This is a genomic window from Cupriavidus sp. 01L43 (genome assembly GCF_056399925.1).
Map to the genome: position 1 here is coordinate 22,453 of NZ_JBFTSH010000005.1, position 25,974 is coordinate 48,426.

The 25,974-nt window shown below is 70.6% G+C and carries 17 protein-coding genes and 1 pseudogene; 3 read left to right on the forward strand and 15 right to left on the reverse strand.

What is annotated here, in order from left to right; all coding sequences use genetic code 11:
• Positions 1 to 144: 144 nt before the first annotated feature.
• Positions 145 to 1,113 carry a glycosyltransferase family 2 protein gene (locus tag AC1DP9_RS10790; protein ID WP_477107323.1) on the forward strand — a complete coding sequence of 323 codons (969 nt, stop codon included), beginning with the start codon at positions 145 to 147 and terminating at the stop codon, positions 1,111 to 1,113.
• Between the two features lie 25 nt (positions 1,114 to 1,138).
• Here AC1DP9_RS10790 and AC1DP9_RS10795 read toward each other — a convergent pair whose 3' ends face one another.
• The 14 genes and pseudogenes from AC1DP9_RS10795 to AC1DP9_RS10860 all read right to left on the reverse strand — a co-directional run bounded on the left by AC1DP9_RS10795 (position 1,139) and on the right by AC1DP9_RS10860 (position 20,792).
• Positions 1,139 to 2,377 carry a glycosyltransferase family 4 protein gene (locus tag AC1DP9_RS10795; protein ID WP_441644630.1) on the reverse strand — a complete coding sequence of 413 codons (1,239 nt, stop codon included), beginning with the start codon at positions 2,375 to 2,377 and terminating at the stop codon, positions 1,139 to 1,141.
• Between the two features lie 16 nt (positions 2,378 to 2,393).
• The gene (locus AC1DP9_RS10800; RefSeq protein ID WP_477107324.1) at positions 2,394 to 3,560 is read right to left on the reverse strand and encodes a glycosyltransferase; all 1,167 of its coding nucleotides are present in this window, start codon (positions 3,558 to 3,560) and stop codon (positions 2,394 to 2,396) included.
• Entirely contained in the window at positions 3,557 to 5,077 is a 1,521-nt protein-coding gene (locus AC1DP9_RS10805; protein WP_477107325.1) for an oligosaccharide flippase family protein, read from the reverse strand. The genes AC1DP9_RS10800 and AC1DP9_RS10805 overlap by 4 nt, the downstream gene beginning before the upstream one ends.
• Positions 5,074 to 7,392 (reverse strand): NHL repeat-containing protein, encoded by a 2,319-nt coding sequence (locus AC1DP9_RS10810; RefSeq protein WP_477107326.1) that lies wholly within the window; start codon positions 7,390 to 7,392, stop codon positions 5,074 to 5,076. The genes AC1DP9_RS10805 and AC1DP9_RS10810 overlap by 4 nt, the downstream gene beginning before the upstream one ends.
• Before the next feature lie 97 nt (positions 7,393 to 7,489).
• Positions 7,490 to 8,635: pseudogene (locus AC1DP9_RS10815) on the reverse strand (glycosyltransferase family 4 protein); the annotation flags it as partial.
• The gene (locus AC1DP9_RS10820; protein ID WP_255370805.1) at positions 8,616 to 9,740 is read right to left on the reverse strand and encodes a glycosyltransferase family 4 protein; all 1,125 of its coding nucleotides are present in this window, start codon (positions 9,738 to 9,740) and stop codon (positions 8,616 to 8,618) included. The pseudogene AC1DP9_RS10815 and the gene AC1DP9_RS10820, both read right to left, overlap by 20 nt.
• A gap of 152 nt (positions 9,741 to 9,892) precedes the next feature.
• The gene (locus AC1DP9_RS10825) at positions 9,893 to 11,074 is read right to left on the reverse strand and encodes a glycosyltransferase family 4 protein (RefSeq protein ID WP_477107493.1); all 1,182 of its coding nucleotides are present in this window, start codon (positions 11,072 to 11,074) and stop codon (positions 9,893 to 9,895) included.
• 47 nt (positions 11,075 to 11,121) lie between these two features.
• On the reverse strand, positions 11,122 to 12,558 hold the full coding sequence (locus tag AC1DP9_RS10830; protein ID WP_092294238.1) for an O-antigen ligase family protein: 1,437 nt from the start codon (positions 12,556 to 12,558) through the stop codon (positions 11,122 to 11,124).
• A gap of 55 nt (positions 12,559 to 12,613) precedes the next feature.
• Complete coding sequence (locus AC1DP9_RS10835) at positions 12,614 to 14,920, reverse strand: polysaccharide biosynthesis tyrosine autokinase (protein ID WP_092294236.1); 2,307 nt, start codon at positions 14,918 to 14,920, stop codon at positions 12,614 to 12,616.
• Between the two features lie 21 nt (positions 14,921 to 14,941).
• Positions 14,942 to 16,123 carry a polysaccharide biosynthesis/export family protein gene (locus tag AC1DP9_RS10840; protein WP_477107327.1) on the reverse strand — a complete coding sequence of 394 codons (1,182 nt, stop codon included), beginning with the start codon at positions 16,121 to 16,123 and terminating at the stop codon, positions 14,942 to 14,944.
• Positions 16,117 to 17,232, reverse strand: coding sequence for a glycosyltransferase (locus AC1DP9_RS10845; protein ID WP_477107328.1), 1,116 nt, complete (start codon positions 17,230 to 17,232; stop codon positions 16,117 to 16,119). The genes AC1DP9_RS10840 and AC1DP9_RS10845 overlap by 7 nt, the downstream gene beginning before the upstream one ends.
• A 94-nt stretch (positions 17,233 to 17,326) precedes the next feature.
• Positions 17,327 to 18,718, reverse strand: a complete 1,392-nt coding sequence (locus AC1DP9_RS10850; protein WP_092294230.1) for an undecaprenyl-phosphate glucose phosphotransferase — start codon at positions 18,716 to 18,718, stop codon at positions 17,327 to 17,329.
• Positions 18,719 to 18,730: 12 nt separating this feature from the next.
• A complete protein-coding gene (locus AC1DP9_RS10855) occupies positions 18,731 to 20,275 on the reverse strand; it encodes a mannose-1-phosphate guanylyltransferase/mannose-6-phosphate isomerase (protein WP_477107329.1) in 1,545 nt (514 codons plus the stop codon).
• Between the two features lie 31 nt (positions 20,276 to 20,306).
• Positions 20,307 to 20,792: a GNAT family N-acetyltransferase gene (locus tag AC1DP9_RS10860; protein WP_092294228.1), complete on the reverse strand. Its 486-nt coding sequence runs from the start codon at positions 20,790 to 20,792 to the stop codon at positions 20,307 to 20,309.
• A 408-nt stretch (positions 20,793 to 21,200) separates the two neighbouring features.
• Between AC1DP9_RS10860 and AC1DP9_RS10865 the strand changes: the two genes are divergently transcribed.
• Entirely contained in the window at positions 21,201 to 22,217 is a 1,017-nt protein-coding gene (locus AC1DP9_RS10865) for a DUF1839 family protein (protein WP_255370795.1), read from the forward strand.
• Positions 22,204 to 24,180: a serine aminopeptidase domain-containing protein gene (locus AC1DP9_RS10870; RefSeq protein WP_477107330.1), complete on the forward strand. Its 1,977-nt coding sequence runs from the start codon at positions 22,204 to 22,206 to the stop codon at positions 24,178 to 24,180. The genes AC1DP9_RS10865 and AC1DP9_RS10870 overlap by 14 nt, the downstream gene beginning before the upstream one ends.
• Before the next feature lie 53 nt (positions 24,181 to 24,233).
• Here AC1DP9_RS10870 and AC1DP9_RS10875 read toward each other — a convergent pair whose 3' ends face one another.
• Positions 24,234 to 25,898 carry a glucosamine inositolphosphorylceramide transferase family protein gene (locus AC1DP9_RS10875; protein WP_441591185.1) on the reverse strand — a complete coding sequence of 555 codons (1,665 nt, stop codon included), beginning with the start codon at positions 25,896 to 25,898 and terminating at the stop codon, positions 24,234 to 24,236.
• Between the last annotated feature and the right edge of the window lie 76 nt (positions 25,899 to 25,974).

Here is a 25,974-nt window from a genome sequence, read left to right on the forward strand (position 1 = left end):
GGGGCTCCCCGCGCGCAGGCGCGGGAGCCGGGGAGTGAGTGAGCGAGCGTACAGACCCCGGTGGCCGCGCCTCCCAGACTGACGAAGACAGCCGCACAGGCTGCAAACGACGATACGGGCACCAGCCCGACGGGAGAAATCGCCATGTCAGCCAGCTTCCTGCCGACGTTCTCGCTGTGCATCTGCACGCGAAACCGGCCCGACGACCTGCGCCGCGCGTTGCAATCGGTCCAGACCTCCACGACGCCCGTGCACCAGCTGATCGTCTCCGACGACAGCACGGATTACCGCACGCGCGACATGATGCTGGGCGAGTTCCCGGCCATCACCTACGTCGAAGGGCCGCGCCGCGGCCTCTGCGCCAACCGCAACCGCGCCCTGGCTGCCGCCACGGGCACGCACGTGCTGTTTATCGACGATGACGCCACGCTGGGCGAGACCTTCCTCCAGCAGATGGCCGAACGGCTGCTCGACGACCACGTGCACCACGTGGCCGCCGGCGGGCCCGCCAACCGGCTGATCCTGACCGGCACCGAGGTCTGCCACGGCGAGCGCGTCCGGCCGCACAAGGGCGCCTTCCTCGGCTTCCAGCAACACAACTACCGCTGCGGCGAGCGCATGTACTCGATCGTGATCAACAGCACCGTGTTTCCGCGCGAGCTGTTCGAACACGTGGCCTTCGACGAGCAGCTGGTTTATGGCTACGACGAGATCGACCTGGCCAGCCGGGCGGTGTTCAAGCACAACTTCCGCATCGAATGGCTGGCCAGCGCGGCCAATCATCATTTCCCGTCGCCAGCCAACCGCGACTACTACCGGCCGTTCCTGCACGCCTCGCGCATCTACACCACGTTCAAGCGCTATGGCTGGAGCGAACGCCGCCCGGCCAAGGCCGCGGTGTTCCTGATGGCGGCCGTGTCCCACAACCTGGCCCACAACGTGCGCCAGCAGGGGCTGCGCGGCGTGGCTGAGGCGTGGCGCACCACGCGGCTGGCCTGCGGCTACATCCACCGGCACGCGCGCGGCGCGGGCACCACCGGCGGCGTGACCCCGATAACCGCCGACTCGGCGACCGGTTCGGCAACCGTTTCGGCAACCATCACGCCACGCTGATCTATCTAATTAGTCAGGAAGGAAGTCAGACGGCGGGCGCGTCCTGCGCCACGCCGTCTCGGCGTGCCACGTCGGCCACGATGCGGTCCACGGCCGTGAGCATGGCCTGGGGGGAGAAGCGCGCCACCGCTGCCGCGCGGGCGCGGACGCCCATCCGGTCGCGCTCGGCGGCGTCAGCCAGCCGGGTCAGGGCCGCCGCGAGCGCCGGGGCATCGTCGCAGGGGATCAGGATGCCGGTCTCGCCATCGTCGACGATCTCGGTGACACCGCCGGCCGCCGTCGCCACCACCGGGCGCGCCGCCAGCATGCCCTCCACCACCACACGGCCGAATGGCTCGGCGCGGGTCGAGGCATGCACCACCACGTCCATGCAGTGCATGAGTTCGGCCACATCGGCCCGGAAGCCGGTGAAATGGACGCGCCCCGCCAGGTCCGGCTGCGCCGCGCGCTCGCGCAGCGACGCCTCGTAGGCGTGCTCGCCGAACAGCGCCCCGCCCACCACGACCATGGTGGTGTCGGGCATGCGCGACACCGCATCCATCAGCACGCGATGGCCCTTCCAGGACGTCAGCCGGCCGAACAGGCCGACCACCAGGCCCCGGGCGGGCAGGCCGTTCGCCACGCGCAGCGCCATGCGGTCGCGCTGCAGCGCGGCGTCGAACGGCGCGGGATCGATGCCGTTATGCACCACGTCCACCGGCACGCCTTCGCCGGCCAGCCTGCGGAACGCGTCCGCGCTGGCCTGCGAGTTGGCCACCACGCGCGAGAGCCCGCGCGACAGCCAGCGGATCGCCAGTAACTGCGTGCCGCCGAAAAAGCTGTCATCGACGATATCGCGCAGATGCCAGACCACCGGGCGGCGGTGCAGCCACTTGCCGAGCACGCAGACCGCCATGGCGCGCTGCGTGTTGGCGTAGACCACGTCCGCGCCAGCCGCACGCCGGGCCACACGCCGCACCAGGGAGGGCAGCGCCAGCAGGCCGCGCAGCGCGCTCGCGCCGAATCCGCGCTGGCGCAGCGCCGCCACGGCGTCGCTCGCCTCCACGCGCACCACCACGCCCTGCGCGGCCAGGCGCTCGCGGAACGGGCCGTCGGCGAGCAGCACCACCTCGCTGTCATGCCGGCGATGCCGCGCGATGTCGAGCAGGCTGAGCTGCGCACCGCCGATCTCGCCGCTCTGGTCGACGAACAGCACGCGCCGTGCAGGCGACGGCTGATGGTTGCCCGTCCTGGCGCCATGGGCCAGCAGGTCTACGTGCAGCATACGTGGGGGGTCCTGTTCAGCCATGGCGCGCAAGCTCCTTGGCGGGCTCGGTCACGCCGGCGACGGGAAGGGGGGCATGGGGGGCGTGGGGGCCGTGCTGGGGCGGTCGCGCCTCCGCCAACTGCTCGGCCAGCAATTCGGTGTAGATGGCGCCGTAGTCGCGCTCCACGCGGTCCACGCGCAGCCAGTCGATGTCCTGTGCGGCGCGCGCGCGCCAGCCGTCGAGCGTGTCGCGGTCGCGCAGCAGGCTCGACAGCGCCTCGCCCAGCAGGCGGGGCCGCTGGGCCGGCACGATCAGGCCCGCCGCGCCGTAGCCGAGCGCCTCGGGCACGCCGCCCACCGCCGTGGCGACGATGGCGCAGCCCGCCTCGCGGGCTTCGCTCAGCACCAGCGGGAACGACTCCGAGTGCGAGGCCAGCACGAATACGTCGGCGGCCCGCATCCACGGCCGGGGGTCGCGCGCGAAGCCGGGCAGGTGCACGGCGTCGCTGACGCCCAGATCCTCCGCCAGCTGCACGCAGGCGGCGCGGTCCGGGCCGTTGCCGACCAGATAGAGCTGCGCGCCCGGCACGGCGCGGTGCACATCGGCGAAGGCATCGATCAGATCGAGCACGCCCTTGCGCGCGTAGAGGCCGGATACCGTGACGATCGACGGCCCCGCCAGCGTCTTTCGTGCCGCCGGCAGGCGCGCCAGCCGCGCCGAGCCGATGGTGCCGTTGCGTACCACGCGAATCTTGTCCGCCGGAATGCCGCGCCCGATCATCGACGCCGCCACGGCGCCGCTGACGGCCACCACGCGGTCGCCCAGGCGCATCAGGTCCGAGCTGCGCTGGAATTCGTTATGGACCGTGGTCACCAGCGCGTAGCGCCCGCCGCCCGCGCGGCGCGCCAGCGCGCCGACCAGCGCCCCGGACACCATATGCGCGTGGACGATGTCCGGCGTGGTCTCCCGCGTCAGGCGGCGCAGTTCGCGCACCGCCAGCGGCAGCGCGAGCGGCTTGCGCTGCGCCAGCGTCACGTGCCGCACGCCCGAGCCGGCCAGCAGTTCGCCAAACCCGCATTCGGCGGAGGCGATGGTGACCGCGTGCCCGGCCGCGGCCTGCGCCACCGCCAGGTCCACCATGACGTTCACGATGCCGTTGCCGACATCGCGGGCGTGGTTGGCCAGGTGAAGGATCCTCATGTCTTCCCTTCGTGGTTAGCGGGCGCGGCGACATCCGGTGCCGCGCCATCGGGCGTGGGGCGCGGCGACACGCGCCGCCAGGCCGACTTCGCCACATCCCGGAACGTAGCCGAGCTGTGCAGCGACCATCCCATGTTGCAAAGGGCGAGCGCCGTGCCCGCCGCCAGGCAAGGGAGCCAGCCGTCCACGTGCGATGCCAGCAGCAGCGCCAGCGAGACGAACACCAGGTGCGGCGCCATCTCATGCACCAGCGGCCTTGCGCGCATGCCGCAGAGCCGCAGCAGCGCCGCATACTCGGCCACCCCGCGCACCAGCACCGCCATCACCGCACCCTGGATGCCGAACACGTAGACCCCGCCCCACAGCAGCAGCGCAAACGCCGGCAGCAGCAGCAGCGACACGTGCGCCACACCCGCCTCCTTGCCTTGGGCCAGCATGAGGTTGCGCGCCACGGTCGTCTGTCCGCCAAGCCACACACCCAGGATCATGATCCGGCCGATCTCGCCCGAGCTGGACGACAGCTCCTGCCCCACCCACGAGCGCAGGAACGGCTCCAGCACGAACAGCGCGCCAATCGTCACCGGCGTGAGCAACGTCTGGAGAAAGCCGAGCGCATGATGGGCGATCTCCACCGCCTCCTCGCGCGGGGCGGCGGCCAGGCGCGGGAACAGCGTGCGCGAGAGCGCACCCGAGAGCAGGTTCAGCCGGGACACCAGGTTCTGCGGCACCGCGTAGTACGTGACGAAGCGCGGCGGCTGGAGCGCGCCGACCACCACGCGGTCCAGCGACTCGCCGATCATGTTGGCCGCCACGGTCAGCTGCAGCCAGCGGCCGTAGCCGAACAGCGCGCGCACGCAGGCGCGCTGGGCCCGCTGGACGGTGTCGATCTCCAGCACCCGCACCGCCGCCACGCCCAGCATCAGCGCACTGATGGCCCGGGCGATCACCGCCGTGCACAGCGCCACCTGCAGGGTTGGCGCGAACACGAAGGCCGCCGTCACCGGCAGCACCTGGAACATCACCGTGCCGATGGTCTGGTTGATGTTGAAGACCGAGAAGCGCTCCGCCGCGCTGATGGCCCCGGCGAACACCAGCGCCACGTTGCCGACCGGGATCGACAGCGCGATCCACGGCAGCGCCCGCGTCACCTCGTTCAGCAGCGCCTCGGGCGCGTGCGTGGCCCAGTGGAAATAGGCGCCGGCCACGCCCCACAGGATCACCGCGCCGATCAGCCCGGTGACCAGGCTGGTCCAGAGCGCGCTCCAGAACGTCAGGGCGATGTCGGCGCGGTCGGCGACGGCCAGCGCGCGGGCGATGCGCTTCTCGCCGGCCAGGCTGATGCCGAAGTCGCACAGCGTGAAATAGCCCACCAGCACCCAGACCAGCGTCATCACGCCGAAGCGGTCCACGCCCAGCACCTTGATATAGAGCGGCACGGTGACCAGCGACACCAGCGTCGGCAGGGCGAGCCCGGTCAGGTTGATCAGCAGGTTGCGCCGCAGGGTGACGTCCATCATGGCCGTTTCGCCTCCCCGGCCGATGCCGCCGCCACCGCCGCCGGGCGCCACCGGTACATCAGGTTCTTGCCGCGCGCGTCTTCCTCGACGAAGACCACATACTCGCCATTGGGGCGGCGCAGCGCGGTGATGCCCATCGGCACATCGACCCAGCCGCTCTCGTTGCCGACCTCGCCGCCCGGCGTCATCACGCCGATATGCCGGCCGGTGCGGTTCTCCAGCACCCGCACATGGGCCTTTTCGGCCTCGACCAGGAACATGTAGTCGCCGGCCACGGCGATGCCCTCGATGCCCTGCGTCGGGCGGCGGCCCGGCAGGCTGTCCAGCTCCACCACGTAGCGCGGCTTGCGCACGGTGTTGCGGCTGGTGCCGCGCCAGTTGTCGTAGCGCGCCACCACGCGCCCGATCGAGTCCCACTGGCCGGGGTCATAGGGCTTGGCGGCCGTGGCGCCGGTCAGGTACATGGTGTCGGTCTCCGGGAAATATTGCAGGCGCTGCACCTTGGTGAACGGCGCCGGCATCGGCTCGCGCTCCACGGTGTCGAAGCTGTAGTCGGGATTGCCCTGGCGGTCCAGCCCGCGCAGGCGGAAGCGGCGGATGCCCTGGTCGTAGGAGCCGGCCCAGACGTCGCCCCGGTCGTCCACCCACCAGGCCTGCATGGCGGGCGCGTCGCGGCCGCTGTTGCGCTCGAACTCGTTGGCCTGGAAGCGGGAATCGCCGTTGTCGTCGTGCCAGATCCATTCGCCCGATGGCGGCTGGAACGGCGGCCAGTTGCCTTCGATGCGCCGGGTCGAGATGAACCCCGCCGGCACGGCCAGTTCCGAGCGGGCCGGATCGAAGCGATAGATCTTGAGGTACTTGGCGTGGCGGTCCGTGAAGAAGCCGAACAGCCGGCCCTGGATGCGCCGCATCAGCGGAAAGCCGCGCCCCTCGGGGCCCGCCGCGAAGGCGGCGTCCTGCGGGTAGCGGAACGGGTCCTGCGTGATGCCGGTGTAGCGCCACTCGCTGCCGGGGTCCATGTGGTCGAAGTCGAGCCGGAAGCGCCGGGTGCCGGTGTAGGCCCAGCCGGGGTCGCCCGGATCGACATGCACGGTGTCGAGGAACAGCAGGCCCTCCAACCGCCAGCGCGGCTTGGCGTCCGGCGTGTAGCTTTCGAGCACGGCGCCGAAATGGTAGGGGCGATGGCCCACCGGGCGCGGGCCCATGCCGCTCATCGCCACGTAGATATTGCCCTTGCGATCCAGGCCCACGCTGGTCAGGCCCTGGAAGCGCAGCGGCCCCACGCTGCCCGCGCGCGCGCCGTTGCGGGTGCTGTAGGCGCCGCCGCGCTCGCCCAGCTCGCCCGCCGGGGTCACGGTGTTGCCCTCCACCTGGAACCAGAGCAGGTTCTGGTTCGGGCCGTTGTCGGCGATCAGCAGGCGGCCGTCCACGCCCACGGCGATGTCCACCGGCAGGGTGCCGGCCGGCAGCGGCACCTGCGCGGTGCGCTTGCCGTCGGCGTCGAAACGCACCACCTGCCGGCCCTGCGTGCCCGCCGTGCGCAGGATCACCCACAGGTTGCCGGCGCCGTCCGGCGCCATCTTGCCCGGCTGCTCGGCCTCCCAGGTGCCCAGCCGGCGCATGGTGCGCGTGTCGAAGCGGTCGACGCGGTTGCGCAGCGGCGTGGCCGCATAGAGCACGTTGTTCTGCACCGCCAGCCCGCGCACGGCGGCGTCCTCGCCCTCGCGCACGGCGGTGATACGCAGGAAGCTGTTCAGCACCGGGCTCGGGTTCACGTCGTCGGCATTGCCCACCCCGCCCTCGAACGGCGCGCCGCGCGACAGGTGGTCGAGTTCGCGCCGCATCAGGCCGAACCAGACCGTGTTCTTCTCGGGATAGCCGGGCCGGTTGGCCAGCTTGCCGCCGGCATTCTCGATGCGCGCCGCCGTAAAGGCGTAGCCGTCGCCCACGGCGATCGCGTCGCCGCCGAAGTTGCCCCAGCCGTGGGTGTGGTCGCCCACGCCATCGACCTTGCCGTCGCGGATGAGCGTGATCTCGCCGCCGGCCTCGTCCCACTCGGTGTTGGTCACCACCACACCCTCCGGCGTGACGGCGATGTCCTCCACGGCGTTGGGCACCCAGCGGCCATTGCCGAACCCCAGCGTATTGCCGACCCAGGACGTGCGGTAGTCGAGCCCCACCGCGCCCACTGGTGTGCACAGCAGCAGCAGGACGATCAGCCCCAGCGTGGCGAGGAAGGAACCGAGACAGGGACCGAAACGCGTCTGGCCTGGCCGGGGCACGCACGCGGGCGGCACCCGGTGCGCATCAGCCATCGCGCCACCCCGCAAAGCCGTCGAGCTGGTCATCGCGCACGGGCTGGGAGGCATCGTCGCCCCCGCCGGACGACTTCCCCCCGGCGGCGATGGCCCGCGCCCGCGCCACGAAGCCCAGCAGCGCCTCGCGGAACTGGTCGGCCGAGAACTGCTCGGCGTTGAGCCGGCAATACTCGGGGCGGAACAGTTCGGGCTGGCGCTCGAAGCGCTCCACGGCGTCGATAATCGCCGGCACGGTCTGTTCGGCAAAGAACAGCCCGGTGGGCATGGCGCTTTTCTCGTCGCGCACCGTCTCCAGCGCGCCGCCCCGGCCATAGGCGATGACCGGCGTGCCGCAGGCCTGCGCCTCCACCACCGAGATGCCGAAGTCCTCCTCGGCCGCGAACAGGAAGGCCCGGGCGTGCTGCATGGTGCGGCGCATGGCCTCGAACGGCAGGTGGCCCATCACCTGCACATTGGGCCCCGCCGCCTGGCGCACCTTGTCCAGCTCCGGGCCGGTGCCGACGATGATCAGCTTGCGGTCCGGCATCTTCGCGAAGGCCTCGGCGATCAGCGGCACGCGCTTGTACGGCACCAGCCGCGACACCGTGACGTAGTAGTCCTCGCGCGGGCCGCCGGGAACGAAGGCTTCCACGTCCACGGGCGGATGGATCACGCTGGCATGGCGGCCGTAGATCTTGCGGATGCGCCGCGCCACGAACGCGGAGTTGGCGATGTAGTGGTCCACGCCATCGCGCGTGCGGGCATCCCAGTTGCGGATGTAGTGCAGCAGCATGCGCGCCAGCACCGAGCGCAGCCCGTATTGGAGGTTGCTCTCGCGCAGGTACTGGTGCTGGAGGTCCCACGCATAGCGGATCGGCGTGTGGACGTAGCTGATATGGAGCTGGTCGGGGCCGGTCAGCACGCCCTTGGCCACCGCGTGCGAGCTGGAGATCACCAGGTCGTAGCCGGACACGTCGAGCTGCTCGATGGCGAGTGGCATCAGCGGCAGATAGCCGCGGTAGCGCGTGCGCGCGAACGGCAGCCGCTGGATGAACGAGGTGGTGACGGGCCGCCCCTGCAGGAAGGCGCGTTCCTCGGCGAAGTCGATCAGGCTGAACACGTCCGCCTCGGGATAGCAGCGCAGGATCTGCTCGAGCACCCGTTCGGCGCCGGCGTAGGCCACCAGCCAGTCATGGACCACTGCAACTTTCATCTTTACTCCCTCGATCCTGCTGGCCTGTTCATTCGCATTGATTGACCGCCTCGCGGTACACCTGGGCCACCTTCGCCGCGATGACCGGCACGTCGAAGCGCTCGCGCACGTAGCGGCGGCACGCGTAGGCGTCCGGCAGCCGCAGGTTGCCGCGCAGCGCATCGGTCAGGCCGGCCGCCAGCGCACTCATGCCGCTGGACGGCAGCACCAGCGCCTCGGACAGGTCGCGCACGGCCTCGGGCAGCCCGCCCACCGGCGTTACCAGCACCGGCGTGCCGGCCGCCAGCGATTCCACCGTGGTCAGCCCGAATCCCTCCAGCGAGAGCGTGGGCACCACGCTCACGTCCGCCGCGCGGTAGATCAGCGGCAACTGGGCATCCGGCAGCGCGCCAAGCAGCCGCACGTGATCCTGCAGGCCGATGGCGGCGACGCGCTCGCGCAGTTCGGTATCGAGCGTGCCGCGCCCGACGATCAGCAGCAGCGCATCCGGCACGCTCCGGCGCACGCTCGCCATCGCATCGATCAGATCCTCCAGCCCCATGCGCCGCACCAGCCGGCGCAGCGTCAGCACGATCGGGCGATCGGTCGGCAGGTTCAGCGCCTGGCGCGCGGCGCGGCGGTCCATCGGCACGTTGAAGCGCGCCGCATCGACGCAGCCCGGCACGATGCGGATCCGCGCCGGGTCCACGCCGTAGCGCGTTTGCAGCACGCGGCCGAAGGCCATCGACAGCACGATATGGAGCCGGCAGCGCGCATAGACGGCGGCCTCCACGCGATGCTGGATGCGGCTGGCCGCGTCCGCCACGCCCTCGGCCTGGTTCTCGGCGGCCCAGGGGCCGTGGAAATGCATCACGGTCGGGTAGTCGCGGATCAGGTCCAGCCCGGGCAAGGTGTAGAGGGCGAAATGCGAGGCGATGACATCGGGCTTCTCCTGCGCCAGCATCGCGCGCAGCGTCCGGCGCGCACGCAGCAGCCGCATCGGCACGCTCGCGTCGGCCGGCGCGAACGCCTTGATGGCGCCGTGGGTGTCGGCCGCCGCCGCGCCGGAGCCGGCCAGCATGCCGCGCACCTCCACCCCGGCTGCCGGCAGCGCGCCGGTCAGCGCGTGGTACATGCGGTCCAGCCCGCCCGCGCGCTCGGGAAACCAGTGCATGCCGATCTGGAACGCGGACAGCGGCGGGCGCGCGGCTTGCGCGAGTTGTGCCGCCAGCGTCTCGGGGCCGGCGTCGTTCGCGCCCGGCTGCACGCGCAGCGCGCCAGGGGGATGATGCGGTGCAGTCAGGTCGCCAATCGCCAGTCGTGCGGTCATCGGGTCTCTCCCTTCAGCGTCATGTCGGATTCCTCCGATCGGATGGGTACGGGCCGCACGGCCAGGCGGCGGTAGAGCTGCAGGTAGTGCTGGCCCATCGCGTCCCAGCCCTGCGCCAGCATCGCGGCGCGGCCGACCTGCCCCATGCGCCGCAGCGCACCGGGGTCGGCCGTGAAGTGGCGGATCGCGGCGGCCAGCGCCACGGCGTCGTCGGGGTCGTCGATCACGATGCCGGCGCCGTCCGGCACCAGTCCGGCCGCGCCCGTGGAGCGCGCGGTCAGCACGGCCATGCCGCTGGCCATGGCCTCGAGCACCACAAGCCCCATCGGCTCGTAGCGCGACGGAAACACCAGCGCGTCGCAGCTGCGCATCAGCGTGGGCATGTCGGCCACATGGCCGAGGAAGTGCACGCGGTCAGCCAGCCCGAGTTCGCGGGCGCGCTGCGGATAGGGGCTGCCTTCGGCGTTGCCGGCCACGGCCAGCGCCACGGGCTCCGGCACCTGGGCGAGCGCCGCCAGCACGGTATCCAGGTTCTTGCGCGGCGTGCGCAGGTCGCCCGCGAACAGCAGCAGCGGCACGCCCACCGGCAGCCGGAAGCGCGCGCGGCAGACCTTGCCCGGGGCGAACTCGGCGGTGTCCACACCGTTCGGGATGACCTCGATGCCATCCACCGGCACGCCGGTCGCCCGCAGTTCCGCCACGATGCGCGGCGACACCGCCACCACCGCCCGCGCGCGGCGGAACGCCATGCGCTCCAGCCGGGCGTTGAGCCGCGTGTAGGCCCATTGGTAGGCGGCGCGCGCGCCGTCGCGCAGGCGGTAGGGGTAGTAGCCGGAATGGAGCCAGCCGTGGTGCACGAAGTGCGCCGTGTTCACATCGGCATGGGCCCAGGTGATGAAGCCGTTCACGTGGACGATGTCGAACTGCCGGCGGTGCCGCGCCAGCCACCAGCCACTCGCCACGGCGAAGGCCTGGTAGCGCAGCAGCGCCGTGGGCAGCCGCGCCTCGGGCACGGCGTGCCAGCGCACGCGCGGATGCTCGCGCCACATCGCCGCCACCTGGCTGGCCACGAGCGTCACCTCGCAGCCCGCCGCCAGCGCCGCCGCCACGATCTCGTGGTTCACGCGGCCCTGCCCGTCGTTGCGGTCCACCACGTGCGTGACGATGGCGACACGCAGCGGCGGCACGGCCGACACTGCCGAGGCCCCTGTGGCGGATGCCGGCATCATGGCGTGGCCCCGCCCGATGCGGCCAGCATGCGCGCGTAGCGATGGCCGATCACGGGCAGCGTCACGCCGAGCTGGAACAGGATGCCGTCGAACGCGTTCAGCGTGTTGCTGAACACCAGCATCGACACCAGCGCGATCGACGTCCCCACGGCGGCGGCAAGCAGCCGGTTGGACTTCATCGCCAGCCCGCGCTTCATCGCCCGGCCAATCATCCACAGCAGCCCGGTGAGGTAGAGCAGCGTGCCGGGCCAGCCCATCACGAACGGAATCTCCATCAGCCCGCTGTCGAACACGCCGAACTTGCCGAGCTGGCTGGTGGCGGAATCGAGCTTGGTGCCGATGCCGACCGAACCCATGCCCGCCCCGGCGATGTCGCTGGTCGCCGCGGCCAGGAAGGACTCGTAGAAGCGCATGCGGATCTGGAAGCTGCGGTCGTCCTTGATCGAGGTGACGCTCTCCATGCGGTCCAGCACCGGCTTGGCGAACTCCTCGACGGCGAACATCGGGACCGACAGCGCGGACACGATCAGGATGGCGAGGATCACCCGGGCACGCGTGCGGGCGTCGATGCAGGCCAGCGCGTAGATCCCGCCGATGATCAGCCCGCCCCAGGCCGAACGCACGGCGGTGAGCATCAGCACCACCAGCCCGGACACCGCGCCCACCCAGACCACCTTGCCGCGCCCGGCCAGCATGAACAGCAGGCCGCCCATCAGCACCGTGGCGAGCGGCCCCGGCGAGTTGAGCGTGCTGAACACGCGGAAGCTGAACGGCAGCGGCTCGCCCACCGAGCCGATGCCCGATTTCAGCATCCACATGGCGTCCCAGGGCGGCATCAGCACGTACTGGATCACCCCGTAGATGCCGATCACGAACATGCCCCAGCTGAACGTGGAGACCAGCACGCGCGAATAGACCGGGAAGTGCTTCCAGGTGGCCAGCACATGGAAGCCGACGAAGACCGGGATGATGGCGTAGCCGAACGAGAACAGCGCGGACGGCACCGAGTTGCGGATGCATCCCACCACCAGCGCGTACGTCATCGCCAGCACGATCAGCAGCGACGGGAAGGCGCGCTTGGTCGCCACCACGCGGTAGTGGGTGAGCACGGTCAGGCCGCTGAGGATGGCCACCAGCACCGGCGCCATCTGGATCGGGCTGATCGGGTTGTAGGCGCCGTTGAAGAAATCGGCGATGCGGCGCACCTCGGGCGAGAGGAAGTAGAGCCAGCACATGAAGGACACGTACTCGGCCGGGTTGCGCCGGTAGCACATCAGCCCCACCAGCACGGCGCCCACCGGGTACGCCAGCTCCACCACGCGGCCCAGCCTGAGCAGGATCAGCACCAGCACGAAGGCGAAGAACAGCCCCGGCACCAGCGCCGGGTGGAGCTGGCGGTTGGCGCGGCGGGGGCCGTCGAGGGCGAGGGTCATCACGGGCGGGCTCCCGGGAGGGGTGCGTGGTGTGCGTGACGTGCGGGGCGGCGCATCAGGCGGGCTGCCCGGACGCGCGCGCGAGCGTGTCGCTCAGGCTGTCGGACTGCGGCACGGCCTCGCCGACCACGGTGTTGAGGATGCCCCCCACCACATTGCCGCCAGCGCGCTTGAGCCGCTTGACCGCATCGACGATCTGTTCCTCGGTATGGGCGCCCGTGCGCAGCACCATCACGGTGGCGCCAGCCAGCGCGGAGACGGCCATCGCATCGTTGTGGTCCAGCACCGGCGGGGTGTCGATGATGACGAGGTCGTAGGTGCGCGAGTAGGTGTCCAGCGCCTGGCGGAAGCGGGTGTTCATCAGCAGCTCGGCCGGCGTGGCGCCGAAGTTGCCGGCGGGCACGATCCAGAGGTTCGACACGCCCGTGGGCACCACGGCCTGGTTGGCGTCGATGCGGCCGCCCAGCATTTCCGAGAGGCCCATGCCGGCGGCCCGGTTGAAGTAGCCGGACAGGCGCTGGCGGCGCAGGTCGCCATCGATCAGCAGCACGCGGCGGTTCGACTTGGCCAGCAGCGTGCCGAGGTTCGACGTGACGAAGCTCTTGCCGACCCCGGAGGTGGCCCCGACCATCGCCACCACGCGGTGGCCCATCTGCTCCAGCGTGAACTGGAACTGGGTGCAGATGCCGCACAGCGCCTCGATGGCCTCGTCGTGCGGCCGGCTCTCCGCCAGCACCGGACGGGTGGCGGCGGGCAGCCATTCCTCGGCGCGCTCGGGCGTCACGGGCACGTGCTCGGCGCCGGCCAGTTCCACCGGCAGCGGCAGTTCGGGCGGGGCCGTGGCCTCGAGCCGCGAGTAGTCCTCCAGCCAGCTCTGCGCCGGGCTGAACGGAATCTCGCCGAACATCGGCAGCGCCAGGCGGCGTTCGATCTCCTCCATCTCGTGCATGCGGCCAAACACCGCGCGGCGCATGAACACCGTCAGCACGGCCAGCACCAGCCCGAGGATCAGCCCGGCCGCGATGATCAGCGCCCGCTTGGGCTTGACCGGCGACGACGGCACCAGCGCCTCGTCCAGCACATGCACATTGCCGACCATGCCGGCGCGGTTGATCATCAGCTCCTGCGTCTTGTTCTGCAGCGAGATGTAGATCTCCTGGGCGATCTTCACGTCGCGCTCCATGCGCACGCCGGCCTTCTCGGACGCGGGCATGTCGTGGAAGCGCGATTCCAGCTTCTGTTGCAGCGCGCGCAGCTGCCCGAGCTGCGTGTCGATGGTCTGCACCTGCGGATGGCCCGGCATGAAGCGTTGCAGCAGCTGCGTGCGCTGCAGGTTCAGCTGGGCGATCTGGCGATCCAGCTCCAGCCCGCCCGCGAGGTAGGACTGGGCTTCCGACGTCGGCTTCACCGCGCCCTGGCGCTGTTGCAGCGCGGCCAGCGCGTCCTCGGCCTTCTCCAGGTCCGCGCGCACGCGCGGCACCTCGGCGTTGAGGAAGTCGAGCGTGCGGGCGGTTTCCTCCTGATGCCGCTCCAGGTTCTGCCGCACGTAGGACTGCACCACCGCGTTGGCGATCTGCATGGCGCGCACGCGGTCGCTGCTCTCCATCGAAATCTGCACGATGCCGGTCTGCTTGCCCTGCTCCAGCACCAGCAGCGACTTGGCCAGCCCGCCGATGGCGGCAAGCTGGTTCGAGCGCGTGACCGTGAACTCGGTGCCGGGCCGCGCCACGAGCTTGCCGATGCGGATCTGCAGCGGACCGTCGTCGGCAATCTCGCCCACCTGCCCGGTCAGCAGCTTCACCCCTTCGGGGTCGTACAGCGCGAAGCTGTCGTTGCCGAGCGCGCGCAGCGTCAGCGGCACCCCTTCCAGCGCCGCCGGCACGCCGAGCAGTTCCAGGTCGATCTGCTCGCCGCCCCAGGCGTAGCGCGACAGGCCGAACCAGGCCGGCGCCGGCTCGCCCGACTTGGCGAAGCGCCGCGCCAGGTTGCCGAGATAGGGCATCACCACCGGCGACACCGAGACGTTGAGTCGGAACGCGTTCACCACCGGCTCAAGCACCGAGCGGCTGCGGATGATCTCGATCTCGGTCTCGGTCCCCAGCTGCGAGGTGCCGCCCATCACCTGCGAGGCACGCGACAGCGGGCTGTCCGAGTTCTTCGCCTGCACCTGGAGCAGCGCATCCGCCGCGTAGATCGCCGGCAGCGAGTAGGCGTAGAGCGTGGCCACCGCGGCCACCACGGCCGTGATGCCGATCACCCAGCCAAGCTGCTGGCGCACCATGCGCACCAGATCGCGCAGGATGAACTCGTCGTCCTCCAGGGGCAGTGGCGTACCGTAGGGACGCTGGAAAGGGGTATTCATGTCGGCTCCGTCCTGACGAGGCTAGCGAGCCAGTTCCACTGTGAAGAACAGGGTCTGGATGGTAGGGGTGATCTGGTCGAGCACGCGGTTGAAGCGCACGGCGTCCGAGGTGCCGACATAGACCACATCAAGTGGCTCGAGCCGGAACTGCGTGGACAGCAGCATCGCGTCCACCTGGGTCATGTCCAGCCGGTACACGTCGGGCGTCTGCGGCTTGTCGCGCATGCCACGGATCACGAAGATCTGGCGCGGGTCGGCCGCCTTCACGTCGATGCTGTTCACGCCTGCCAGCGCGTCGGCCAGCGACAGCCGTCCCTTGTTCATCAGCAGCGACTGCGGGCGCGCCACCTCGCCGAGCACGAAGATGCGGCTGGACAGGCGGTCCGGCACGTAGACCACGTCGCCGCCGCGCAGCAGGAAGTCATGCGCGCCGTTGCGGCGTTCGATCAGCGCCTCGAGGTCGAACTCGAACAGCTTGCCGTCACGGGTCAGGCGCACCTTCTGCACGTCCGCCTCCGGCGCGAAGCCGCCGGCCCGCGTGATGGCGTTGACCAGCGTCACCGGGACGTCCGTCACCGGCAGCATGCCCGGCGTGCGGACCTGCCCGGTCACGTCCACGCGCTTGCTGCGGTAGGCGATGACGCGCACATCCACGCGCGGGTCGCGCACGGTGTTCTTGATCGCCCCGGTGATCATGGCGCGCACCTGGTCGACGGTCTTGCCGCCCACGCGCAGCTTGCCCACCGGCGGGTAGTACATCTCGCCGGTACGGTCCACGCGGTAGCCGCTCTGGTCCGTTGGCAGCCCGGTCGGGGTGACCTGCGGCACGCCGGGCACGGGCGCGGTGGCGCCGGTGACCGGGGCGGTCAGCAGGCCGGAACTCATCTCGGGGTGGTCGAGCACGGTCACGCCGACGAGGTCTTGCGGTCCGATCAGGTATTCGTAGCCGTCGAGGTCGTCGCCCAGCTTGCCCGTGCGGGCCGGCGAATCGGGCACGGCGGCGGCCAGCGCGATGGAGTCCGGTTGGGCGCGCACCACGTCGGCGGTGATCAGCTTGACCGGATAGACATCCGTGCCGGTCTTGGCGGACAGGTCGTCCTGGATGCGGCTGCTGTCCAGTGCGGGCCCCGGTGCCCAGGTGCAGCCGCCAAGCGCGGCCAGCATGGCCAGCGTAACGAGGCGGGGGAGGAATCGATTTACCATGGCAGCTTCTCCTTGTCGGCGCCTGCGCGCCCTTGTTGCTGCATACCGATGGGAGTCATTGAAGCGCCGCCGGCATCGGGGCGGACGTCTGTTTCCGCACGTTCGGGCACACCGGACGTGGGCGGCACCACGTGGGGCATGCGCCGCATGGCGTCGGGGGCATGCAGCGCCATCAGGGCGTCGGCCCGCGCCCGCTGCGCGAGCGCCATGCGCCGCCACGCGCGGCCACCCTCGCCGCCCAGGCACAGCGCCAGTGCGCGCAGCCAGCCCGGATAGTTGCGCGAGCCCGCCAGCACCTGCCACGCGCCCGCCATCGCCCGGCGGCTGGCCGGCACGCCGGTGGCGCGCAGGTGCTCGTCGAGTACCAGGTGGAGGTTGTAGCTGGCGTTGTAATAGGACTCGGCGTTGAAGACCGCGCGCTGGTCGGCATCGGCACGCGGCGCCGGAAAGTGATCGACACACAGCGCCGGGTCGTACAGCAGCCGCCAGCCCGCACGGCGCACGGCCAGGCTGAAGGCGAGGTCGTTGTGGACCTGGGCGCCCGCGCCGCGCAGCCGCGTGTCGAAGCGCAGCCCGGCCACCGCGTTGCGCCGCCACGCCATGTTCACGCCCTTGAGCACGTCCACGTCGCGCGGCGCGCCGGCGCCGATGTGATGATTGCCGATCACGCGGCCGTACCAGCGCACCTGGCCCACGCAGTTCGCCGCGCCTTGCAGGACGCGGCCACCTTCGTGCACGCGGTCACGCCCGCCCACGCCGCCGAGGCTGGCGTCGCGCGCGAAATGGCCGCCGATACGCGCCAGCCAGTCTGGATGCGGCGCGGCGTCGTCGTCGGTCAGGCACAGGATGTCGCCGCGCGCAGCCGCGAAGCCGCGGTTGTTGGCGGCCACCTGGCCCGGCTCGTCCACCGTCACCAGGCGCAGGCCCGGCAGGGTGTCGGCGCTGGCCGTGGAGAGCCAGCGCGAGACCAGCGCCAGCGTGGGCGCGTCGTCGGCGCGCGCCACCACCACCACCTCGTCGGCGGGGCGCTGCTGACGCGCCAGCGCGCGGAGGCAGCGGTCCAGGTCGTCGCAGCGCCTGTAGCTGGGAATGATTACCGATAGGTCCATCTTGGCGTCCCCCGGCGGATCAGCGGGCGGGCTCCATTGCCGCGCTGCCTTGCCGCCACATCACATACCGTGTCTCAGTACGCCCGCGCTGCTCTCAGTAGGCATTGCGCCGGAGCAAAATGCACGCCGGCGTGCGCAGGATGATCTGCATGTCGAACCAGAACGACCAGTTCCGGATATAGAACAGGTCGAACTTGACCCGCGTTTCCATCTTTTCCACCGTGGACGTCTCGCCGCGATACCCGTTCACCTGCGCCCAGCCGGTCAGGCCAGGGCGGATGCGGTAGCGGTGCATGTAGCCCTCCACCAGGTTCTTGTAGAGATCGTCGTGCGCCAGCGCATGCGGGCGCGGCCCCACCAGCGACATCTGTCCGCGCAGCACGTTGAGCAGCTGCGGCAGTTCGTCGATCGACAGCGCCCGCAGCACCGCGCCCACGCGCGTCACGCGCGGATCGCCGCGCCGCGCCTGCGTGACCGTGCCGGGCGCCTCGTCGTGCAGGCACATGGTGCGGAACTTGAGGATCTCGAACTCGCGGCCGTCGTAGCCCTTGCGGCGCTGGCGGAAGAACACCGGCCCGTGCGAGGACTGCTTGACCAGCGCCGCCACCACCACGAACAGCGGCACCAGCGCCACCAGCGCCAGCGCAGCCGCCACGCGGTCGAAGATCTCCTTCGGCCAGAGCTGGTATTCGTCGGCCGGCGAGACGGCCAGGTTCAGCGTGGGATAGCCGAGCACCTTGTCCACCGAGCATTGCAGATGCGGCAGGCCGCGCAGGTCCGGCATGTAACGGATGTCGACAAAGTCGTTGCGGAACTCGCGCACGAAGCGGCGCACCAGATGCTGGTCCGCCAGCGGCAGCGCCAGCCAGATCTCGTCGATGGCGCGCGCGCGGACCATGCCGGCAAAGTCGCGGAAGTTGGCGCAGACCGGCACGTTGTGCAGCCACTCGGGGGCATCGTCGCTCTCGTCATAGACGCACACCGCCCGATACTGCGCGCCCGGCGCGTGGGCCAGCTGCGCCAGCATGTTGCGGGCATGGGCGCGCGTGCTGACCACGGCCACCGTGCGCGTGCGCGTGGCCGCCCGGCCCAGCCGCCGCGCCACCCAGCCCGGCACCAGCCGCGCCAGCACCAGCATGCCCGCCGAGGCGGCGGTCACGGCGATGAACCACGAGGTCGGCACGTTCTCCAGGCGCGGCGTGCACAGCAGCGCCATGCCGGCCAGCGCCACCACGCCGCAGGCCGCCAGCACCCGGTGGGTGAGCTGGCTGAGCGAGCGGTCGCGCCACTGGCCGTAGACCCCGAACGCGGCGAACAGCACCACCGCCAGCAGGGCGTTGAACAACACCAGCATGGTCTGCGTGTCCGACCAGGCCAGCGGCAGGCCATGGCCCGGCAGCGCGGCGGGCACCATGAGCTGGTGCACCAGCAGCGCGCTGCCCGCCACCAGCAGCAGGTCCAGCGCGCAGGCAATCAGCCCGGTCATCGCGGCATCTCCTTACTTGCGGCCATAGTTGTCCTCGAAGCGCACGATGTCGTCTTCCCCCAGATAGGCGCCCGACTGCACCTCGATGATCTCCAGCGGCGTCTTGCCCGGGTTTTCGAGCCGGTGCAGCGTGCCGATAGGGATGTAGGTCGACTGGTTCTCGCTGAGGATGCTGACGGTCTCGCCGCAGGTGACGCGTGCGGTGCCGCGCACCACCACCCAGTGCTCGGCGCGGTGGTAGTGCATCTGCAGCGAGAGGCTGGCGCCCGGCTCAACCACGATCCGCTTCACCTGGAAACGGTCGCCATGGTCGATGGCGTCGTAGCAGCCCCACGGGCGGTGCACCTTGCGATGGTTGACCACCTCGCTGCCATGCTCGGCGCGCAGGCGCTGCACCACGTTCTTCACGTCCTGCACGTGGGCCTTGTCGACCACCAGCACGGCGTCGGCGGTTTCCACCACCACCACGTCATGCACGCCCACGCAGGCAATCAGCCGGCCTTCCGAGTGGGCGAGGCAGGCCGTCGCGCCATCGAACACCACGCGGCCCCGCGCGGCGTTGCCAAGCGCATCCTTGGGCGCGATGTCCCAGATCGCGGCCCAGGAGCCGACATCGGACCAGCCCGCATCGAGCGGCACCACGCGCCCGGGCACGTCGGGCAGGCTTTCGAGCTTTTCCATCACGGCGTAGTCGATGGAATCCGACTGGCACGCGCCGAAGGCTTCGCGGTTCAGCTTGTACGTGTCGCCGCCCGCCTCGCCAGCCTCGTAGGCGGCGCGGCACTGCATATACATCTCGGGCTGGAGCTGGCTCACCGCGCGCAGCCACACTGCCGCGCGCACCACGAAGATGCCGCTGTTCCACCAGTAGCCGCCCGAGTCCACGTAGTAGCGGGCCAGTTCCAGGTGCGGCTTCTCGACGAATTTTTCCAGCGTGTAGGCGCCATCGACCGCCGTGCCGCCGGCGCGGATATAGCCGTAGCCGGTTTCCGGCGAGACCGGCACCACGCCGAGCGTGACGATGGCACCGGCGTCGGCATGGCGCACCGCCGTGGCGAGTGCCTGGCGGAACGCCGGCACGTCCGTCACGCTGTGGTCGGCCGGCGTCACCACCAGCACCACATCGCCTCCGTCCGTAGCCGCCATCGCGTGCAGCGCCGCCACGGTCAGCGCCGGGGCGGTGTTGCGGCCGCAGGGCTCGGTCAGCAGGCGCGCGGGCTTGCCGGCGCGCTTCATCATGTCCGCGATCATGAAGCGATGTTCCTCGCCGCAGACCACCAACTGCGGCGGCTCGATGCCGGCCGGGCGGCCTGCCAGCACCGCCACGCCGTCGAAGCGGTGCGCGGTGGCCTCCAGCAGCGTGTCTTCCGCCACGAGGTTGAGGAGCTGCTTGGGAAACTGTTCGCGCGAGAGCGGCCACAGCCGCGTGCCGGCGCCACCGGCCATGATCACGGGCTGGATCGGAAACTGGATGACGGGCAGTGCCGCGGTCACGGGCGGCGCGAGGGCTGCGCCGAGCGTAACGGGCGGCAGGCCCACCGGAATCGGTTGGTTCATGGAATGCTCTCCCGGCCGGGCCGCATGCGGCTCAGCGTGTCAGGCGGAACAGCCGGGCGCGCGCGCGGGGCGGCTGCCAGACCATGCCGATGAAATGCGTACCGTGTTCCAGGTACGGGCCCTCGCGCTTGCTGAAGCCGAACCCCTCGCAAAATTCGCGCAGGTAGAACGGCACCTGGATGCCCACCGGCGCACCGGGCCAGCGCGTCTGGATGGCCTCCTGCGCGCTGCGCATCAATGCCTCGGCCGTGCCGTCGCCGCGACGCGACATGCGCGTGAGGAACTTGTCGATCCGGATCTCGCTGCCTTCCCCCTTGAGCAGGCGGGCGTAGGCCACCACCTGCTGTGTGTCCTCGGCCGGCTCCACGCCGAGCACGTGCGTGCCGACGATGTCCTTGCCGTCGACGTCGAGCAGCAGACTGCCCTGCTCCACGATGAAGACCTCGCTGCGCACGCGCAGGATCTGATACAGCTCCCGCGTGGTCAGCTCGCTGAATTCCTTGTCCACCCAGTTCATGCCCGCCTTCCTGGTCTGTCCAAAGGCATGGACGGCGCTGCGCACTGCGCTCACGCTCCCCATGCTCACCGCTGTCTCTCAATGCGCGCGCCGCAACGCTGGCGGCACGCGTCCCAATCCATGAGTTGCAGTGTAGGAACGGCCCCTCGCCGTCTCTGTACGCTTCCGCACACCTTGCCCGGCGTGCGGTGGCGTGCCCATCAGAGCGCGAAAAGGCCGGGAAAAGTGCCACTGCCTGCACGCGGCCTGCCCCTTGCCGGTGCCCCGCCAGCATGCGCGCAAACGTGCACCTTGCTGCGGCGCCTGTGTTGCCTCGCGCACCAATCTTTGGCGCGGTTGGGGCTGTAATGGAGACCGTCTGGCCGCGCCCGGCTGCGCGGCATGCCTACACAGCGGAGGAGAATCCATATGAATGTCACGGCGACCCTGGCACGCAGCACGCCGCAGCCCGCGCCGCATGCGCTGCATGGCGAGGACGTGATCTGGCAGGAGACCAACTGCTACATCGACCTGTGGATCGAACTGCTCAACGGCTGGGGGCTCGAACCGCGCGCCGCGCTGCCGTTCACCGTGACGCAGGACTTCGAGGGCGATCACTTCACCTTCTTCAAATACCCGACCAACGACATCGAGCGGCTCTACGGCACCGTGGTGCAGGAGATGGCGCTCTACGATGCGCTGGAGGCGCATCTGGTCGAACAGGTCGGGCGCGGCCACACGGTGCTGGTGGAGGTGGACAGCTACTACCTGCCGGACACCAAGGCCACTTCCTATCGGCAGAAACACGTCAAGACGTCGATCGGCGTGGACATGATCGATGCGCAGGCGCGCCGGCTGGGCTACTACCACGGCCTGGGCTACCACACGGTCAATGGCGACGACTACGAGGGCCTGCTGCGCCTGACGCCCGAACTCTCCGGCAATCCGGACCTGCTGTTTCCCTACGCCGAGTGCGCCAAGCGCGTGCGCGCGCCGGTGGCGCCGGGCATGCTGGCCGATGCCTCGGTGCGGCTGCTGCGCGAGCATCTGGCGCGGCGCCCCGCCGCCAACCCGGTGAGCCGGCTGCGCGCGGTGTTTCCGTCGCATATGGAGCGGATGCTGGCGCGCGGCGATGCCTACTTCCACCAGTACACCTTCAACGTGCCGCGCCAGCTCGGCGCCAACTTCGAGATGCTGCATCACTACCTGACGTGGCTCACGCGGCAGGGGCACAAGGTGCCCGAGCCTGTGGTGGACGCGGCGCACAGCATCGCCACGGAAGCCAAGGTGCTGCAGTTCCGGCTGGCCCGCGCGGTGGCGCGCGGCCGGACCGATGCCTGCTCGGACTGCCTGGATGTGCTGGAGTCCGCCTACGACCGCACGCTGTCTGGCCTGGTGGCCACGTTCGGCGCGGCGGGGCCGGTGCACGTCCATGCGGGTGCCTGAGGGCGGCGGCGCCATGGGCGGCGCGGGCGACGGTCCGAACGAGGACGGACACGGGGACGGACACGGCGGCCACGGGCCGCATGGCCCGGGGATGGTGCACGCGGTGATGGAACCGCTGCTGTTCGACGGGTGCTACGGCTGGCTGCACCGGCCCATCGTCCCCCTTGCCCCCCTTTCTGCCGATCCCTGCGGCGTGGTGCTGTGCAACCCGTTCGGGCAGGAAGCGATCATGACCCACCGTGGCTGGCGCTACCTCGCCACGGCGTTGTCCGCCAACGGCATGCCGGCGCTGCGCTTCGACTACCACGGCACCGGCGATTCCGATGGCGACGAAAGCGATCCTGCTCGGCTGCAGGCGTGGACGGCCAGCATCGTGGCCGCCGTGCGCGTACTGCGCGAACGTACCGGCGTGACGCGCGTGGCCTTGTGCGGCATCCGCCTCGGCGCGCTGCTGGCGGTGCTCGCCACGCAGGAGATGGAGGCGGAGGCGATCGACGCGCTGGTGCTGCTGGCGCCGGTGGTGCGTGGGCGTGACCATCTGCGCGAACTGCGCGCGTTGCAGAGCACCGCGCGATCGTCCCCGGCCGACCAGCTCGATCCGGCCGAGACCGAAGACTTCATGACCGTGGTCGGCAACCGCTTCTACCGCGACACCATCGACGCCATCCAGACGTGCGACCTCGGCAAACCCGGGCAGCTGCACCAGCGCCCCGCCGCACGCATGCTGATCCTGTCGGCCAGCACGCTCGACGGCGCCGGGCGGCTGGCCGAGAGCGCCGCCGCGCTCGGCTGCGACGTGACGCAGGCGCCGTTCGACGAATACGAGACCTATGTCAGCTACCCCGAGCTGAACGACCTGCCCTGGCAGGCGTTCCGGCACACCACGGCGTGGCTGGCCGGCGTACCCGAGACCGATGTGCGCGAGCCCGACAACGCGCGCGTGCGCCGCCTGTCCGCCGACGACGCGCCGGTGCTGCACGGCGACCGCTTCGTGGAGCGCCGCGCGCACTACGGCGCCGACGGCCTGTTCGGCATCCTGTGCGAGCCGCCTGCCGCCGCGCGCGGCGACGGCGCGCCGGTGGTGCTCATCATCAACACCGGCGCTGGCCATCATGTGGGCGATGCGCGCATGGGCGTGCTCTGCGCGCGCTACCTTGCGCGGCGCGGCATTGCGTCGATGCGGATGGATCTGGGCGGGATTGGCGACAGCGTCTCGCTGGCGCTGCCCCAGTACGCCTTCCAGCCCTACGGCAGCCACCTGCGCCGCGACGTGACCGCCGCCGCCGCGTGGCTGGCCGCGCAGGGCTTCGGCCGGGTGGTGCTGTTCGGCATCTGCTCGGGCGCCTTCGTGGGGCTGCACGCGGCCACCGGCAGCGAGCACGTGGCGGGCGCGGTGCTGGTCAACGTGCAGAAGTTCCAGTGGCCCGAAGGGCTCGGCATCCAGGACGTGGTGCAGCAGCGCCCCAGCCCGCGCCAGGCGGCCACGCGCGTGTATCTGACCGCCGCGCTGGACACGCAGAAATGGGTACGCGTGTTCAAGGGCGACGCGGAAATCGGCTCGATTGCCATGGAGTTGAGCCGCCGCATCGTGGCCCGCGTGCGCACGCGGGCGCAGACACTGGCCGCGTGGATTACTCGCGCTGATACGCCAGTGCGTCAGGTGCACGGCCTCATTCGTCGGCTCGATGAACGCAGCGTGCCGGTGTGGCTCGTCTTCGGCGGCTACGATCCGGGCCTGGGGGAACTCGCCACGCACTTCGGCGCGCGCGGGCGGCAACTGCGGCGCTATCGTCATGTGAAGTGCGTGATTTCGGATGAAGTGGACCACGCGCTGCGGTCCTACGCGGCGCGCGAGGCGGTCTACGCCATGCTCGACCAGTACCTGCGTACCCATTTCTGCGAGGACGCGGACACCATCGCGGCCCTCGTGGCCGGCATCGATCCGGAGCCGGCGCTGCGCTGAACCAAGGCGGTACAGCGGTCGATCGGGCGCCCGTAGCCGGGCGCCCAAGGCACTCAGAACACGAACTCCCGCCGCACGTGGTCCACCACGGTGACCGTGCCGGTGCTGGTCATATGGTGCGAGCCGATCAGCCGCCGGCCGAAGTCCGGGTCGATGCGGCGCACCTCGCGCTCGCGGTACGCCTCGTCGGAGACCGCCAGCACCTCGTTGACGATCAGCCCTTCGCCGTAGCGGTCGAAGCCCTGGCGCTGCGCCAGCCGGTAGATGCGCCCGCCGTCCATGATCAGGCCGGCATTGCGCCCGCCGGCCGGGTCAATCCGCACCGGGTTGGCCGCGCAGGGCGTCCAGTCCGTGCCGAGCGGGGACGGCCCCGAGAACAGGTACAGCTCGCTGCAATGGTCCTTCACGTCGGCGGGGTCCATGCTGGTCAGCATCCACCATTTGCCGTCGCGCGGGAACAGCACGGTGTCCGCGGCGGAGACGTTGTCCATCAGCACGGCGGCCAGCTCCCACTTGAGCGGGAATTCGGCGCACCGATAGACGCGGATCTGTCCGGACCCCGAGCATTCGGGGCACATATATAGCGCCCCTTCGTACGAGAACAGGTACGGGAACGACATGTGGTACGGCTCGACGATCACCGCGCCAAGGTCCACCGCGCGATGGCCGACGATTTCCAGCGCCGAGATATGGGCGCGGCCGGTGGCGTAGCGGTAGTCCTCCACGAAGCAGACCACGCGCCCATCGGGCCCGGTCCACAGGAAGGGATCGGCCCAGAAGCGGCCACGCGGCGCGGTCACCTCCACGGCCTGCCGCAGATCGGCGTTGCGCCAGGAGCCTTGCAGGATCGAGATGCCGAACTTGCGCCGCATGTGCAGCGCGCGCTGGGTGCCCTTGATCGCCGCGCGCTTGAACAGGCGGCCCGCGTAGCCGACGAGGTCGCGCGCACGGGGCCGGGCCAGCCCGGGAACCGGCGCGCCGGCCGGCGAGGGCAGCGTGCCCGTCGTGGCGATGCCCGTCAGCAGCGCGCGCAGGTGCACATCGGCCTTGCGGTACAGGTGGGCCTGGTTCTCGAGGTAGCTCACGCGCGTGCCCACCCGGCCCGCGCGCAGCACGCGGCGCGTGCCGTCGATGCGTTCGATGGCGAAGCCGGTGGCCGGCTCGGCGTGCCGGCATTCGTCGAAACCGGCGGCTGGCGCCACGCCGCCCCGGCCATAACGCATCCACAGCGTGCCGATGCGCGCGGCAGCCGCAATCCGCGCATCGACCGTGGCGGGGCCGAAGCCGAGCAGCAGGTCCAGCCCGAGGGCGCGTACCTGTTCCACCGCGGCGACGTCGAACTGTATGTGACCGTTGGCGCCGGGCATCGGCGCGGCAATGTCCAGGCGCTCGGGGATCGAGCGCGCGAGGTCGTGGCGGGTCAGGTGGCCGCGATAGGTACCGCGCAGCACCGTGCCTTCGGCCCGCATCAGGCCGCGCAGCGTGGCCGCGAGCAGGCGGTCCCACGGCGAGACGCCGCCCTGCACGGGCCCGTGCACGATCAGATGGGTGATGGCCAGGCCCGGCTGCTTGCGGGCCCAGAGCACGAGCTGGTAGAGGTGATGCAACGCCTGCGGGCTATCCAGCAGCAGGCCGATGCGTAGCGGGACGACTGCCGCCTGGGCGTCGCCGCCCGGCTTGGCATCGAGGTCGGGCAAGTCAAGCGAGGTGACCGTCATAGCGGGCTCTCCGGTTGGCGCAAGGATCCTTCGGCAGGAATGCGATGCGGCGCGGCGTGATGCCGCGCCGCATCGC